This window comes from Sphingobium sp. AS12 (assembly GCF_019097845.1).
Lineage (GTDB): Bacteria > Pseudomonadota > Alphaproteobacteria > Sphingomonadales > Sphingomonadaceae > Sphingobium.
Genome location: NZ_JAHRGM010000093.1, coordinates 92,529 through 107,120 on the forward strand (window position 1 = coordinate 92,529; position 14,592 = coordinate 107,120).

Genomic DNA, 14,592 nt, shown 5'->3' on the forward strand with positions numbered 1-14,592 from the left:
CCGGCGCTGTTTCAATTGCGGTGTCCCAGCCATCGCAGGGACAATGGTGTCCGCCTTTTGCCGCTCTGTGTCAGCGCAGACAAATTAGTCGGCGTGTCGTCTGCTAAAGCCATGCGCACAGAGGCCGCTCGACCGGCCCGGTAAAGGAGTCAGGGTTATGCCGGATAACGAAGGGGTGCTGACGCGCCGGGCCATATTGGGGCTGGTCGCTATTGCACCGTTGGTTTTGGCCGCGCAGGCAACTGCATCTTCCTGCGCCGATCCCGCCACCCTCTCCGCCGCGCAAAAGAGTATGCGCAAGTCGCTCGGCTTCAAATCCCCCGCGCCCGATCCCGCCAAAGCGTGTGGCACATGCGCCTTCTTCACCGGCAAGGGCGCAGATTGCGGCGCGTGCGCGCTGCTGAGCGGCGGCGTGGTCCCGGCCAATGGCGTATGCGACAGTTGGGCGAAGAAGGGCTGATCGCGATGACGCGCACACCCCGCCAGTTCGTTTGGGACTTGCCCGTCCGTCTGTTTCACTGGGCGCTGGTCCTGCTGATCGGCTTTTCCTGGTGGAGCGCGGAAAATTATCACATGGACTGGCACCGCCTGTCTGGACAGGCTGTATTGTTCCTGATCGCCTTCCGCCTGATCTGGGGGGTGGTCGGTTCCGATACCGCGCGCTTTGCCCATTTCCTTAAAGGCCCGCGCGCCATCCGCGCCTATCTCGCGGATCGTAATGCGCCTGCCCCTGTCGGTCACAATCCGCTGGGCGGCTGGAGCGTGGTCGCCATGCTGGCGGTTTTGGTTATGCAGGTCGTCAGCGGCCTGTTCGCGGTCGATATAGACGGCATCGAATCCGGGCCGCTGTCGCATCTCGTCGATTTCGATCAGGGACGGCTGGCCTCGGCGATCCACGGCGTCGTTTTTGCCGGGCTGCAAGCGCTGATCGCGCTGCATGTGCTGGCGGTGCTGTTTTATCTCGCGGTGCGGCGGCGCAATCTGGTTGGCCCGATGGTCACCGGGAGCGCTGCTGCGCCAGCCCCCATTTCCGTGCGCCGCGCCGGGCCGCTGGTGCTGGTCGTCGCGCTGTTGTTGTCGGCGGCGCTGGCCTGGTGGCTTTTTGCGCAGTCCGCGCCCTGAACCCTTGAAAGGATATGCCATGCGCACCTTGCTGATCGCGGCCGGACTTGCGGTGCTGCTGACATCGCCGCTGATCGCGGCACCCGGCGACATCGTCGCCACCCGGATCGCGGGCTTCCGCGAAGTCGGCGCGGCGTTCAAGAATATCAATGACGAGTTGAAATCGGGCCGTCCGCAGCTTTATGTGGTGCAGATTTCGGCGCGCCAGATCCGCGACTATGCGCGCCAGCATATGGGCTGGTTCCCGGCGGGCAGCGGTCCACGCCCCGGCGTCAAGACGGCGGCCAAGCCGGAAATCTGGACCCAGGCACCCGCCTTCAAAAAAGCGCAGGACGGTTTTACCACGCAGGCCAATGCCTTTGCCGGGGTCGCGGGCAGCGGCGACGTGGCGAAAATGCGCGTCGCGGCCAAGGCGCTGGGCGGCAGTTGCGCGACCTGTCACCGCAGCTTCCGGGTCGAGGACAAACGCTGATGCGCCGCGCACTGCTCCTGCTGGCTTTCTCCCCTGCGCCGCTCTGGGCGCAGGCGGCCGACCTCGACATACCGGTCGCAGCGGCCGATCATTTTCCGCACGGCATCTCCGTCAAGGGGCGCGTCTATACCGACCGGCGCGGCCTGACCCTTTATGGCATGGACATGCGTGCCGCCACTGGCCGTACCGGCCAGCCCGCTATCTATTGCAGCGGTGATTGCCTGGCCCGATGGGAGCCTTTGCTGGCCCCGCGTGGTGCGCCTGTCTCCCCGGTCCCGCGCGCCTTTGGCGGGCTACGCACAGAAGCGGCGGCGGTAAAGCCCGCGTCCGTCAATCCCGACTGGACGGTAATGGAAGGACCGGCCGGGCCGCAATGGGTCTATAAGAAGGTCCATCTGGTGTTCACGCGGAAGGACGCCCGCCCCGGATCGACCGAACATGATGGTGCGGACGCCTATCTGTGGAACAGCCTGAAATATCTGCCACCGCCACCCAAGCTGGTCGCGCCGCCCGATGTCGCTGCGCGGCTGGTCGATGGAGCCTATGTGCTGGCCGATGCGCAGGGCAACTGGCTGTTCAGCCCGAAGGACAGTGATTGCGCCGATCCCTGTGCCTGGCGTCCGCTGGCTACCGGCATGGCGCGGCGGGCCGTGGGGCAATGGAGCGTCCGCCATACCGCTGATCAGGCCCAATGGCTCTATCGCGGCAAGCCCGTTTATCGCGCCGACCCGCGCCAGCCCGTGCCCGCCGACGGCGTGGCGTTGACCCCCTGATCAAGGAGAGCATCATGCTATCGCACAAAATTGCTGCCTTATGCGCTGCCGCCCTTTTCGTTCCGATCGTCCCGGCGCAGACGGCAACCTTGCCCGCGCCGCCCGCCAATGGCGAGATGGGCTTCGTCTTTGCTCATTTCGCGCCTGCCATTCATCAGGGCGATCAGGATTGCCCGGATGGTCCTGTCGCGACGCTGCGCGACAATTATCTCCAGACCCAGGCGCCCGCCGAACGGCTGCGACTGCTGGAAAAGCCCAATGAGGCGGAACTGACCAGGCGCTGGACCGGCTATGCCTTTGGTCCGCAAGGCACCAACATATGCACCCATCCCGACAAGTTCGACCGTCCGCCTCAGCGCATCGTGCAGGGCAAGGTCGCGCAGGGGCTGGATCTGGACGGAGGCGCGGATGCGGAAGGCTGCGACCATGATCCCTTTACCAGCCCCACGGGGCAGGCGGGCGTCGACAACCAGATGTGGCGCGCGATGGGATGCGTGCGGACGTGGCGCGGGGTCGATGGCACGGGCGGCGACATCGTGCGCGGGCTGACCCAGTTTTTGATCAGCGGCGAACATACGCAGGTGTTGCTGCTGACCGGCGTGGACAGCCTGTCGGACGATCCCGACGTGACCGTCATCTACGCCAATAGCGAAGATCGCGCCGTCGTGGATGCCAAACAGAATTTCATGCCTGACGCCAGCTACACCGTCGTTGCCAATGCGCAGCATCGCAATGTGCTGAAAGGCCGGATCGTCGGGGGCGTGCTGATGACCGACCCGGCGCATATCCGCCTGCGTCAGAGCTGGGGGCAGGGATCCGAACGCGACATTCGCGGCAAGCGCACCGAATATGACATGACCAAGGCGCGCCTGCGCCTGACCTTCCAGCCGGACGGGTCGTTGAAAGGGCTGGTCGGCGGCTATCAGCCGATCTGGAACATCATGGCCAGTGCGTCGATCGGCGGGGAAGGGGCGGCCACGACGGCGGGCTATGACTGCGCTGCCATGTATGCGGCGCTGAAAAAACTTGCCGATGGGGACCGCGATCCGGCGACCGGCCAGTGCCGCCGCATCTCCAGCGCGATGGAGGTGTTGGCCGTTCCGGCTTTCGTCAATGATACGCTGCCCGCAACCAGGGTGGCGCAACAATGATCCGCGCGCTCTACTTCCTCGCCGCGCTGGGCCTGACCGCCTGTTCGGCGGAAAAAGCGCCGCAAAGTGTGTCCGCTGAGCCTTCCTTCGCACCGCTCAAGGCGCCGCTGGGCCAGATCGTGGCAATGCGCCGCCTGACCGAAGCGCAATATCGCAACAGTATCGCCGACATATTCGGCCCCGACATCCGCGTCGCCGGCCGGTTCGAGCCGATCGTGCGACCGGTGCATGAGTTGATCGCGACCGGCGCAGCATCCTCCACCATTTCACCGGCAGGCCTTGAGCAATTCGATGCCATGGCCCGCGCCATCGCCGCGCAACTATTCGATGCCGATCATCGCGCCCAGTTCATGGCCTGCGCTCCGCGCGATGTGGCGGCCCCCGATCCCGATTGCGCCGCGCGCGTTCTGGTGCCCGTGGGCCGCTATCTCTTCCGCCGTCCCATGACGCAGGAAGAAGTTGCCGCCTATGTCATGATGGCGGGCAAGGCGACGGCGTCCAGCGGTGATTTCCACAAGGGACTGGAACTGGCGCTGGCCGCGATGCTGGTATCGCCGCACTTCCTCTATGTCGTGGAAAGCGCGGAAGCTGATCCCGAAAGCCCCGGCGACCTGCGGCTCGACAATCTGGCCCGTGCGTCCCGGCTCAGCTTCCTGCTGTGGAACACGACGCCCAATGAGACGCTGCTCAAGGCGGCGGAACAGGGGCAGCTGACCGACCCGTCCCAACTGGCTGCCATTGCCGGGCGCATGGTCCGCTCCCCCCGGCTGGAGGATGGCGTGCGCGCTTTCTTTGCCGACATGCTGTTGTTCGAGAAATTCGACGAAATGGCCAAGGACCAGATCGTCTATCCCCGTTTCAACCCCGATGTCGCGTCGGCGCTGTCCGAACAGATGCTGCGGATGATCGTCGATCAGCTGGTGACGCAAAAGGGCGACTATCGCGACCTGTTCACCACCCGACGGACTTTCATCAACCGCGCGCTGGGACCGCTCTATCAGGCCAAGGTTACTTCGACGCAGGGCTGGGTGCCGTATGAGTTTGCGCCGGGCGATGATCGTGCGGGCCTGCTGGGGCAGGCCGGATTCCTGGCGCTCTACGCCCATTCGGGACGCAGTTCACCAACCCTGCGCGGCCGGGCGATCCGTGAATTGCTGCTCTGCCAACCCGTCCCCAATCCGCCCGGCAACGTCAATTTCACCGCGGTGCAGGACGTGACCAGCACTGCCATGCCAACCGCGAAAATGCGCCTCAACGCGCATAATAGCGACCCGGTCTGCGCCGCCTGTCACAAGATCACCGATCCGCTGGGCCTGCCGCTCGAAAAATTCGATGGCATCGGTGCGTTCCGTCGCCAAGAAAATGGCGCGCCGATTGACACGGCGGGCCTGTTCGAGGGCGTCTCGTTCCAGGGCAATATCGGCCTGGGCAAGGCACTCGCCGCCAGCAAGTCCACCACCGAATGTGTTGCTGGCCGCGCCTTTCAATATGCCACCGGCCGCGTGCCAGCGGATGACGGCGCATTGGCGGGCGGGATCGAGCAGGATTTTGCGAAGGACGGCTATCGCATCGCGTCCCTCTTCCTGCGCGTCGCCACCATGCCACAGGCCTATCGCATCGCCGCCCCGCCATTGGCTGCACCCGAAATCGCCATGACCACCAGCAAGGGAGTCCATCCATGAGCTTTACCCTGAACCGCCGCACCGCCTTGCGCGGCATGGTCAACGGCATGGCGGTCGCCGTCGGCCTGCCGCTGCTTGACGCATTTCTGGACGGCAATGGCACGGCGATGGCGGCGACCGGTGCGCCGGTGCCGGTGCGCTTTGGCACATGGTTCTGGGGTCTGGGGGTCAATCCGCCCCGTTGGTATCCTAGCAAGATCGGTGCCGACTATGATCTGAAAGAAGAATTGGCCGCGATTGCGCCGCTTAAGCACAAGGTCAACATATTGGGCGATTTCAGCCTTCCGCTGGATGGCAAGCCCAACCTGCCGCATATTAGCGGCGGCATCGGCATTCGCACCGGCATGGCGATCGCATCCGACCGGGGCTTGCCCGCTCCCTCCTTCGACGTGGCGATCGGCGACATGATCGGCACCCGCACCCGATTCCGCTCGCTTGAACTCTCGGCCACGGGCGACCCGCGCAATTCGCTGTCGGGGCGCGGTAATGGCAATCTCAATCCCGCCGAAGTCTCCCCCGCTGCGCTCTATACCCGCATTTTTGGCCCCGACTTTCGCGATCCCAACAGCGCGACCTTCACCCCCGATCCCGCGCTGCTAGCCAGGCGCAGCGTGTTGTCGGGCGTGGCGGATCAGCGCCAGGCGCTTCACGCGCGACTGGGTGCGGCGGACCGGCAGAAGCTCGACCAATATTTCACATCCGTGCGCCAGCTGGAAAAGCAGCTCGACGTGCAGCTGACCAGGCCCGAACCGATGCAAAGCTGCGTCGTGCCGAAATCTGTTGCCGACCGGCCGGTCAATGCGGAAATCGAAAATGTCATGGCCAATCATCAGGTGATGACCGACCTGCTGGTGATGGCGCTGGCATGCGACAATGTCCGCGTGTTCAACATGAATTTCAACAATGGCGCATCGTCGCTGACGCGGATCGGCAGCACCATCACCCATCATCAACTGACCCACGAAGAGGTGATGGACAATCGCCTGGGCTACCAGCCGGAGGTCACCTTCTACGTCAACAAATGCATGGAAGCCTGGACCTATTTCATCAGGGCGCTGGACGCGGTGCAGGAAGGGGAGCGGACCCTGCTGGATAACACGCTCGTCTTTGCCCATAGCGAAACCGAATTCGCCAAATTCCACACCATCGACAATATCCCGATGATGACCGCCGGGTCGGCGGGCGGGCGGGTGAAAACCGGGCTGCATATCACCGGCGAAGGTACGCCCGTCAGCCGCGTCGGCCTGACGCTGCAACAGTTGATGGGCGTGCCGGTGGATAAATGGGGGACCGACAGTATGGAAACCAACAAGCCGGTATCCGCGCTCATCGCCTGATTGTCAGGGGAGGGGCAGCGCCACCCGCCGTCCCTCCCGCGCCGAAATCTGCGCCGCCTCGATCACTTCCTGTACCGCCACGGCCTGCTCCAGCGTTACGGGCAGGGGCGCGCCGGACAGGATTGCGGTCGCAACCTGTGCATAATAGTCCTGTTGGCACCCCGGCAACGCCTGGCGCAGCGTCACGCGACCCTGCCCATCATGATAGACGACCGGATCGTCATCGGCACCCCAGCCCAGATCGCCGGGGCGCAATCCGGCCACCAACTGCGCTTCCTGCTGGTCGAGGCGCTTCTTGACCAGCGTGCCGTTCATGCCATGCACCATGAAGCGCGGGCTGCCTCCATCCTCGCCGCCCGGCGCGCTCATGCTGGCGTGCAGCACGACGCGCATGTCAGGATAGAGCAGCACGACATGCGCCCAATCGTCCGATGCCGATCCTTCGCGCAGGGCCGCAATGTCCGCGTTCACGCTCTGCGGTCGCCCGAACATCGCCAGCGCCTGATCGACCAGATGCGGCCCCAGGTCGAACCATACGCCCGACCCCGGTGATCCATCCTCGCGCCATCGGTCACGCACATCCGGCCGGAACCGGTCAAAATGCGATTCAAAATGGGTGATCCGCCCGACCAGACCATCCTCGATCCCCGCGCGGATGCTCAGAAAATCGCTGTCGAACCGCCGGTTGTGAAATACCGCCAATTGCCTGCCACATTGGGCCGCCAGCGCCGCCAGATCCTTCGCTTCGGCCAGTGACAGGGCGAACGGCTTGTCCACCACGACATGCTTGCCCGCGCGCAGCGCGTCGGCGGCGAGCGGCGCATGGGTGGCGCTGGGCGTCGCAATCACCACCAGGTCGATCGCGGGATCGGAAAAAATATCCGCCGCTGACCCGGCACAACGGATGGTGGGGTCGAGCGCTGCCACTTCATTGGCTTTGCTGGTGCTGATGACCGTCAGCGCCATCGCCGGAACCGCCCGCAGCAGTGGCGCGTGGAATATGCGGCCAGCCGCGCCATAGCCGACCAACCCGACCCGGATCGCATCAACCACGCAAGGCCTCCGCAACCATCGGTGCCAGCTTGCCCACGATCACCGCAACGCCCTTGTCATTGGGATGAATACCATCGGGCAGTTGCAGCGCCCGATCGCCGATCACCCCATCCAGCATGAAAGGGTAGAGCGCCGCATCATATTTCTTCGCCAGCGCCGGAAAGATCGGGTTGAAGGCGGCGGCATAGTCCGGCCCCATATTGGGCGACGCCAGCATCCCCGTCAGCAGTACGGGAATGTCCCGCTTTTTCAGCTCGGCGAGGATCGCGTCCAGATTGTCCCGCGTCGCGTCAGGACTCAAGCCGCGCAGCATGTCGTTGCCACCCAGCCCCACCAGTATCAGGTCCGGCTTGCGCGCCAGCCCGTCCAGCGTGAAGGCCAGCCGCGCCAGCCCCGCCGCACTGGTATCGCCCGACACGCCGGCATTGACGACCTGCGCCTTCATCCCGCGCGCGGCCAAAGCCTGCTCCAGCACCGGGGCCAGCCCCTTGTCCTGATCCAGATTATAGCCGGCATACAGACTGTCGCCGAATGTCACGACCAGCTTGCCATCGGCCACCGGCGCGGCGGCAGGGGTGGCCTGCGCACTGTTGGCGACCGGGGGTGGGGGCGGTGCCTTGTCCGAACATGCGCCTGCCAGTTGGACAAACAGCGCCAGTGCCCCATATTGCCAATATCTGCCCGCCAAGGAGCGCTCCTTCTTCATGCATATGCCTATCGATCCAGCCACTATCGCGATCCGCGCGCATAATGTCACCCTCTCGCTTGGCACCCGCGACGCGCCAGTCCAGATATTGAAGGGCGTCGATCTCACCCTGTTGCGCGGCGAAAGCATCGCTATCCTGGGCGCATCGGGATCGGGCAAAAGCTCGCTGATGGCGGTATTGTGCGGGCTGGAACGCGCCAGCGGCGGGGACGTGCATATCGGCGGGGTCGATTTCGGCGCGCTGGATGAGGATGCGCTGGCCCGCGCCCGGCGGGGCCGCATCGGCATCGTGTTGCAAAGTTTCCACTTGCTTCCCACCATGACCGCTCAGGAAAATGTCGCCGTGCCGCTGGAACTGGCGGGGGAAGCGGACGCCTTCGCCCGTGCCGCCGATGAATTGCGCGCGGTCGGGCTAGGCCACCGGCTGGACCATTATCCCGCCCAATTGTCAGGCGGGGAGCAACAGCGCGTCGCCATCGCCCGCGCCGTCGCGCCACGCCCGACCATCCTGTTCGCCGACGAACCGACCGGCAATCTCGACGCGACCACCGGGGTCACCATCATGGACCTGCTGTTCGATCGCCAGCGGGCGGCGGGTGCAACATTGGTCATCATCACCCATGATCCGGCATTGGCCGAACGCTGCGGCCGGATCGTGGAAATGCGCGACGGCCAGATCGTTTCGGACCGCGCTGCATGAGCGCGCTCAATTGGGCGACAAGCTGGCGCATCGCCCGGCGTGATCTGCTTGGCCGGTTCCGGGGATTGCGGCTGTTGTTCCTCTGCCTGTTCCTGGGCGTCGCCACGCTGGCCGCGATCGGCAGCCTGACCTCTGCCATCACGCAGGAACTGAGCCAGCGCGGGCAGGGATTGCTGGGCGGCGACGTGGAAATCGCGATGACCCAGCGCGAAGCAGGGGAGGGCGAGAAAGCCGCGTTCCGCCGTTTCGGCACATTGAGCGAGACAATCCGCCTGCGCGCCATGGCGCGGGGTGAGCGGCCCGATGCGCCCGCCGTGCTGACCGAACTCAAGGGCGTGGACAGCGCCTATCCGCTTTATGGCACATTGACCCTGCAAGGCGGAACTTATCGCGCGCCACTGGCGCCCGACCATATCCTGATCGGTCCCGCACTCGCTGACCGGCTGACTGTCAAACCCGGCGACCGGCTGATCTATGGCACCGCGACCTTCACCATCGCCGCGATCATCGCCGACGAACCCGATCGGCTGGGCGAGGGCTTCACGCTTGGCCCGGTCGCCATCATCTCGCTCGACGGATTGCGTCGCACCGGCCTGATCCAGCCTGGCAGCCTCTATAACAGCAAATATCGCCTGCGCCTGCCCGCCGGGACCGATGCAAAGGCGGTTCGGGACGATCTGGAAAAACAATATCCGTCGGCCGGTTGGGAATATAAGGACCGTGATGACGCCGCGCCGGGGGCCAGCCGCTTCATCATCCGCATGGGGCAGTTTCTCTCGCTCATCGGCCTTGCCGCGCTGGTGATCGCGGGCATCGGCGTCAGCAACGGCGTCGCCTCCTATCTCGCATTGAAACGCCCCGGCATTGCGACGTTCAAAGTGCTGGGCGCGACGTCCAGCGACATTGCGCGCATCTACCTGCTCCAGATTGGCTGTATCGCGCTGCTCGGCATCGCCTGCGGGCTTTTCGTCGGGGCGCTTCTACCCCCTGCGATCGTCGCGCTGGCCGGTGATGTGCTGCCGGTCAGCCCCGGCTTCCGGCTTCACCCGCTGCCGCTCGTCACCAGCGCCGCCTATGGCCTGCTGATCGCCTTCCTCTTCACCCTGCCGCCGCTCGCCCGCGCTCGGACCCAGCCTGCCGCCTTGATCTTTCGCGGCGTGGTCGATCCGCGCCACGGCATCGACCGGCGCAGCATCCTTGCCATGACGGCGGCGGGCGCGTTGCTCGTGGCACTGGCGCTCGGCACGGCGCGGGAACCGCTCTTCTCCGCCGCGGTGCTGGGTGCGACTGCTGCGGTCCTGCTGCTCCTGCTCGGCATTGGCTGGGGCGTGCGCCAGATCGCCCAGCGCGCGCCGCGCCCGCGTCGGCCCCTGCTGCGCCTGGCGCTGGCCAATCTCCACCGTCCCGGCGCGCAGACCGCCGCGCTGATCGTCGCGCTCGGCCTGGCGCTGACCTTGTTCGTGACGCTGGCGGGCATCCAGACCAGCCTCGACAGTGAAATCCGCAATGTCGTGCCCAAGACCGCCCCGGCGCAGTTCGTGCTGGATATCCCGTCGGCACAGGCCGACCGCTTCCAGGCCGTCGTGCGCAAACAAGCCCCGGACGCGCAGTTCAACATCGTTCCTTCCCTGCGTGGCACGATAGTCGCTTATGGCAATCAGCGCGTTGCCGACCTGGCCGAACTGCCCGAAGGTGCCTGGTTCCTTCGCGGCGAGCGTGGCGTCACCTACAGCGCGACCCTGCCGCAGGGCAGCGATCTGGTCGCGGGGGAATGGTGGGCACCCGATTATGCCGGACCACCGCTCGTCTCCTTTGATGCAGAGGCCGCCAAGCTGCTGGGTATTGGCGTTGGCGATACATTGACCGTCAGCCTGCTGGGGCGCGAAATCACCGCACGCATCGCCTCCCTGCGCAAGATCAACTGGGATACGATGGGCTTCAACTATATCCTCGTCTTTTCCCCCGGCATCGTTTCCGCCGCGCCGCACAGCCTGGCCGCGACCATCACCATGGATACGCGCCACGACAGCGCGGTCACCCGCGACCTGCTCACCGCCTTTCCCGGCGTGTCGGTGATCGCGGTCGGTGAAGTCATTGCACAGGTCGGCGCGATCATGACGCAAATGTCCGCCGCCATCGTTGCCGCCGCCTCGGTCGCGATTCTGGCGGGCATAGCCGTGCTGGTCGGTGCCATCGCCGCGTCGCGTCAGGCGCGCAGCTATGACAGTGTGATCCTGAAAACGCTGGGCGCGACCCGCGCGCAATTATTGGGCGGGCAGGCGCTCGAATATGGCCTGCTCGCCACGATGCTGGCGCTCGTCGCGCTGGCGCTGGGGTCCGGCGCGGCCTGGTTCGTGATCGTCCAGATCTTCGAGTTCCACTGGTCACCCGACTGGCTGGTCGTGCTGGCAACGCTGGGTGGCGGCGCATTGCTGACGCTGGGCATTGGCCTTGCCGGATCGATCCCGCTGCTCTCGGTGCGTCCCGCGACCGCGCTGCGCCAGTTGTAACATGCTGGCGACAATGACAAATGGCGTTAGCTAGACCCTGACAGGCTTTGTCACGTGCCTTCCGCGTGTCCGAACATCTATTTCGCCCCTCGATCCAATCGTTACGCTGTGGGGGTGAAACATGAAGAAGCAGATTTTGGGTGTCGGCATGATGGTCGCGATCGGTGCGGCCGCCGCGCCCGCGCTGGCGCAAAGTGCGGGCGTAACCGGGCATGAGGCGATACCAGCCCTGCCCACACCCAATATCGGCGCGGCTTTTCGCGACCTGTCGGGCGACGGCACGACCATTGCAGGCGTGGTCCGCCGGGATGCGACCAACCACGAAGCCTATCGTATTACGGCCAGCGGCTATGAACGGCTCAGCGGCCTGTCGGGGCACGCCTATGTCCTGGCCAACGGGGTGTCTGACGATGGTCGCGTGATCGTGGGCGTGTCGCAGACCGGGTCGGCCACACGCGGCAGCGCGATCATATGGGAAGGGACGGTGCTGACCGAACTGGGCCATTTGGCGACCAGCGCCTCGGTCCAGAACAGCGTGGCCTTTGGGGTATCGGGCAATGGCCAGGTCGCGGTGGGCAGCAGCACGATCGATAATGGTACAACCCATGCCGTGCGCTGGATCGACAAGGGCGTGGCGCAGGATCTGCACGGTGGATCCTTTGCCTATTCCATCGCCCAGCGCGCCAGCCGCGATGGCGGCGTCATCATCGGCTATGGCGGCACTTCGGCCCGCACCAACGAAGCCTTTGCCTGGACCGCCAGCGGGGGGATGCAGGGATTGGGCGTCCTTGCCTCGCAATCTGCCGATGCAGGTGCCTATAGCCGCGCAACCGATGTGTCGGCCGATGGCGGCACCATTGTCGGCTTTTCGGCGGGCAGCAATGACCGGGCACAGGCATTCCGCTGGAACAACAGCAGCGGCGGCATGGTGTCGCTGGGCCTGCTGGAAGGCGGGACGGACAGTCGCGCCTATGCGGTCAATGCCGATGGCAGCGTGATCGTGGGTTCGGCCACCCGTCCATCGACCGTGGTGCCCTCCATTCAGGATACGCTGGCGATGCGCTGGACATCGACCACTGGCATCCAGACGGTTGTCGCCTGGCTCACCAGCGCGGGCGTTTCGGTCGGTTCCGACAGCTTCACCGACGCGGTCGCGATCAGCGACGATGGCCGGACCATCATCGGCACCGGCCAGATCAACGGCAAGACGCAGGAATATATTGCCCGCGTCGCGGCGGCCACACCTGCGCCAACCCCAACCCCAACCCCAACCCCAACCCCAACGCCTACGCCCACGCCCACGCCTACGCCAACTCCTACGCCGACCCCCGGCACCGGCGTTATCGGTCTGGTCGATTTCCTCGCCACCGTGTCGGACGGCGGTGTCGGTCTCAACACCATCCTCAACGCGGCCAGCCTGACCTTGTTCGGTGCCCATCACCGCCCGTTGACGGATTTTACCCGGACCGGGCGCGGTTGCGTCTGGGCCACCGGGGACTTCGCCCATGGGCGGCAGGATCGCAACGCCTGGCTGGGCGAGGTCGGCCTGTGCCATGATCTGGGTGATGCCGTGCGGATCGGCCTTGGTGGCGGGCTGGGTGGCGCGGATCAGGATTTGTCATCGGGTGGCCGGTTTAAGGGCGATGGCTATCATCTGGTCGGTGAAATTGACGCGCGCATCCCCGATACGCCCGTCCTTCTCAGCCTGACCGGCTATTATGCCGACTGGAACCTGCGCATCGACCGCGCCTATCGCAATGGCACTGCGACCGACCAGTCGCGGGGCGAAACCGACGCGCGCAGCTGGGCAGTGCGCGGGCGGATCGACTGGCGCGACATGGCAAAATTCGGCGTGGTCAGCCTGTCCTCCTATGCCGCCTATACCCATGGCCGGGTCAGCATCGACGGCTATACCGAAACCGGCGGCGGCTTCCCGGTCCAGCTCAACCGGTCGGAAGCGGGCTTTGACGAAGTCCGGCTTGGCGCGGTGACGGCGATGCCGATCGGGACGAGCATGTCGCTCCAGGCGTCGGGTGAATGGGTTCACCGGCTCGATCAGGATCGAGCTGCCCTGACCGGCACGATCATTGGCGCAGGCGGTTTTGTGCTGGCTTCGCCGGCGGTTGATCGCAACTGGGGTCGTGTCGGGTTGGATCTCGACATCGGGCTGGGTGGATCGGCGCTGCTCAGCCTTTCCAGCCATGCCCGGATCGGCGGGGGCGAGGACGCACAGCTGAGCGGCAGCATTGGCCTGCGCTTCGGCTTCTGAACGGCAGGCGCTGCGGTCGGCCGATCCCTCGTCGGCCGATCCTGTCGCGCCATGCGGGGTAAGCCATGGTCTTCATTGACAGGTGGAGGCAGGCATGACGAGTGTGGCAACAATGGCGCAGGGGGTGACGCGCTCCTTTGTCGATCTGCGCGCCTGGGCGGCGGGCGTGACGGTGGCGGCGGGGGAGGGCGACGCCTTCCTGTCCGCCCGCGCGTTGCTGCCCCAGCCCGAAGGTCCGGTGACGATCGGGTTGATCGCCCTGCCGCAGGGCAGCGGATCGGTCGCGGTCCTGCCCGCCGACGAATTTGTCATCGTCGAATCCGGCAGCGTCCAGATTGACCAGCGCACGCTGAACGAAGGCGACAGCATTGTCCTGTGCGAAGGCGCAGGCTTCGACTGGATAGCGGCAGCCGACAGCCGCCTTCTCTTCGTGCGCCGCACCGGCGGCTCCGTAGCCGATGGCGCGATCATCCCGATCGACACCAAGGCTCCGCTCGAACCGTCGGGCGCGCCGCTTGCCGAACTGCTGGTCGGGCCGACCCCGTCCTGCCGTAACTTCACCGACTATCGCTCGGCCGATGGTGAATTTGTCTGCGGCACCTGGGATTCAACCCCCTATCACCGCCGTTCGATGGCCTATCGCCATTATGAGCTGATGTATCTGCTCGATGGCAGCGTCACCTTCGTCGATGGCGCGGGGGCGCAAGGGACGTTCGGCAAGGGCGATATCTTCCTGGTCGAACAGGGCGCATCATGCAGCTGGGACAGCCAGGTCCACGTCAAGAAGGTGTATGCCATCTACCGTCCGGCGTGATGG

At 65.3% G+C, this 14,592-nt stretch carries 13 protein-coding genes; 11 read left to right on the plus strand and 2 right to left on the minus strand.

Features of this window, described 5'->3' with window-relative positions; all coding sequences use genetic code 11:
- Positions 1-157 precede the first annotated feature (157 nt).
- The 7 genes from KRZ98_RS23555 to KRZ98_RS23585 are packed head-to-tail and all read left to right on the plus strand — an operon-like array spanning position 158 to position 6,537.
- Positions 158-460, plus strand: coding sequence for a high-potential iron-sulfur protein (locus tag KRZ98_RS23555; RefSeq protein WP_217675589.1), 303 nt, complete (start codon positions 158-160; stop codon positions 458-460).
- A complete protein-coding gene (locus KRZ98_RS23560; RefSeq protein WP_254798819.1) occupies positions 433-1,122 on the plus strand; it encodes a cytochrome b/b6 domain-containing protein in 690 nt (229 codons plus the stop codon). The genes KRZ98_RS23555 and KRZ98_RS23560 overlap by 28 nt, the downstream gene beginning before the upstream one ends.
- Before the next feature lie 19 nt (positions 1,123-1,141).
- Entirely contained in the window at positions 1,142-1,594 is a 453-nt protein-coding gene (locus tag KRZ98_RS23565) for a cytochrome c (protein ID WP_217675590.1), read from the plus strand.
- Positions 1,594-2,367 carry a hypothetical protein gene (locus KRZ98_RS23570; protein WP_254798820.1) on the plus strand — a complete coding sequence of 258 codons (774 nt, stop codon included), beginning with the start codon at positions 1,594-1,596 and terminating at the stop codon, positions 2,365-2,367. The genes KRZ98_RS23565 and KRZ98_RS23570 overlap by 1 nt, the downstream gene beginning before the upstream one ends.
- A 14-nt stretch (positions 2,368-2,381) precedes the next feature.
- The gene (locus KRZ98_RS23575) at positions 2,382-3,518 is read left to right on the plus strand and encodes a hypothetical protein (protein WP_217675591.1); all 1,137 of its coding nucleotides are present in this window, start codon (positions 2,382-2,384) and stop codon (positions 3,516-3,518) included.
- Complete coding sequence (locus KRZ98_RS23580) at positions 3,515-5,200, plus strand: DUF1592 domain-containing protein (RefSeq protein WP_217675592.1); 1,686 nt, start codon at positions 3,515-3,517, stop codon at positions 5,198-5,200. Before KRZ98_RS23575 ends, KRZ98_RS23580 begins: the two co-directional genes overlap by 4 nt.
- A complete protein-coding gene (locus KRZ98_RS23585) occupies positions 5,197-6,537 on the plus strand; it encodes a DUF1552 domain-containing protein (protein WP_217675593.1) in 1,341 nt (446 codons plus the stop codon). The genes KRZ98_RS23580 and KRZ98_RS23585 overlap by 4 nt, the downstream gene beginning before the upstream one ends.
- 3 nt (positions 6,538-6,540) lie before the next feature.
- Here KRZ98_RS23585 and KRZ98_RS23590 read toward each other — a convergent pair whose 3' ends face one another.
- Together KRZ98_RS23590 and KRZ98_RS23595 are read right to left on the minus strand one after the other, a co-directional pair.
- Positions 6,541-7,590, minus strand: a complete 1,050-nt coding sequence (locus KRZ98_RS23590) for an oxidoreductase (protein WP_217675594.1) — start codon at positions 7,588-7,590, stop codon at positions 6,541-6,543.
- On the minus strand, positions 7,583-8,296 hold the full coding sequence (locus tag KRZ98_RS23595) for an arylesterase (protein WP_037490140.1): 714 nt from the start codon (positions 8,294-8,296) through the stop codon (positions 7,583-7,585). Before KRZ98_RS23595 ends, KRZ98_RS23590 begins: the two co-directional genes overlap by 8 nt.
- Between KRZ98_RS23595 and KRZ98_RS23600 the strand changes: the two genes are divergently transcribed.
- The 4 genes from KRZ98_RS23600 (at position 8,295) to KRZ98_RS23615 (ending at position 14,589) form a co-directional block, all read left to right on the plus strand.
- Entirely contained in the window at positions 8,295-8,996 is a 702-nt protein-coding gene (locus tag KRZ98_RS23600) for an ABC transporter ATP-binding protein (protein ID WP_006956636.1), read from the plus strand. The genes KRZ98_RS23595 and KRZ98_RS23600 overlap by 2 nt on opposite strands.
- Positions 8,993-11,506, plus strand: a complete 2,514-nt coding sequence (locus KRZ98_RS23605; RefSeq protein WP_217675595.1) for an ABC transporter permease — start codon at positions 8,993-8,995, stop codon at positions 11,504-11,506. The genes KRZ98_RS23600 and KRZ98_RS23605 overlap by 4 nt, the downstream gene beginning before the upstream one ends.
- Before the next feature lie 121 nt (positions 11,507-11,627).
- Positions 11,628-13,775 carry an autotransporter domain-containing protein gene (locus tag KRZ98_RS23610; protein ID WP_217675596.1) on the plus strand — a complete coding sequence of 716 codons (2,148 nt, stop codon included), beginning with the start codon at positions 11,628-11,630 and terminating at the stop codon, positions 13,773-13,775.
- 94 nt (positions 13,776-13,869) lie between these two features.
- Positions 13,870-14,589, plus strand: a complete 720-nt coding sequence (locus tag KRZ98_RS23615; RefSeq protein ID WP_217675598.1) for a cupin domain-containing protein — start codon at positions 13,870-13,872, stop codon at positions 14,587-14,589.
- Positions 14,590-14,592 lie beyond the last annotated feature (3 nt).

What these genes read in the sequence shown, in the direction of transcription:
- KRZ98_RS23555 (WP_217675589.1), top strand. Translation starts at nt 158, where the DNA reads ATGCCGGATAACGAAGGGGTGCTGACGCGCCGGGCCATATTGGGGCTG.
- KRZ98_RS23560 (WP_254798819.1), top strand. Translation starts at nt 433, where the DNA reads ATGCGACAGTTGGGCGAAGAAGGGCTGATCGCGATGACGCGCACACCC.
- KRZ98_RS23565 (WP_217675590.1), top strand. Translation starts at nt 1,142, where the DNA reads ATGCGCACCTTGCTGATCGCGGCCGGACTTGCGGTGCTGCTGACATCG.
- KRZ98_RS23570 (WP_254798820.1), top strand. Translation starts at nt 1,594, where the DNA reads ATGCGCCGCGCACTGCTCCTGCTGGCTTTCTCCCCTGCGCCGCTCTGG.
- KRZ98_RS23575 (WP_217675591.1), top strand. Translation starts at nt 2,382, where the DNA reads ATGCTATCGCACAAAATTGCTGCCTTATGCGCTGCCGCCCTTTTCGTT.
- KRZ98_RS23580 (WP_217675592.1), top strand. Translation starts at nt 3,515, where the DNA reads ATGATCCGCGCGCTCTACTTCCTCGCCGCGCTGGGCCTGACCGCCTGT.
- KRZ98_RS23585 (WP_217675593.1), top strand. Translation starts at nt 5,197, where the DNA reads ATGAGCTTTACCCTGAACCGCCGCACCGCCTTGCGCGGCATGGTCAAC.
- KRZ98_RS23600 (WP_006956636.1), top strand. Translation starts at nt 8,295, where the DNA reads ATGCATATGCCTATCGATCCAGCCACTATCGCGATCCGCGCGCATAAT.
- KRZ98_RS23595 (WP_037490140.1), bottom strand. Translation starts at nt 8,296, where the DNA reads ATGAAGAAGGAGCGCTCCTTGGCGGGCAGATATTGGCAATATGGGGCA.
- KRZ98_RS23605 (WP_217675595.1), top strand. Translation starts at nt 8,993, where the DNA reads ATGAGCGCGCTCAATTGGGCGACAAGCTGGCGCATCGCCCGGCGTGAT.
- KRZ98_RS23610 (WP_217675596.1), top strand. Translation starts at nt 11,628, where the DNA reads ATGAAGAAGCAGATTTTGGGTGTCGGCATGATGGTCGCGATCGGTGCG.
- KRZ98_RS23615 (WP_217675598.1), top strand. Translation starts at nt 13,870, where the DNA reads ATGACGAGTGTGGCAACAATGGCGCAGGGGGTGACGCGCTCCTTTGTC.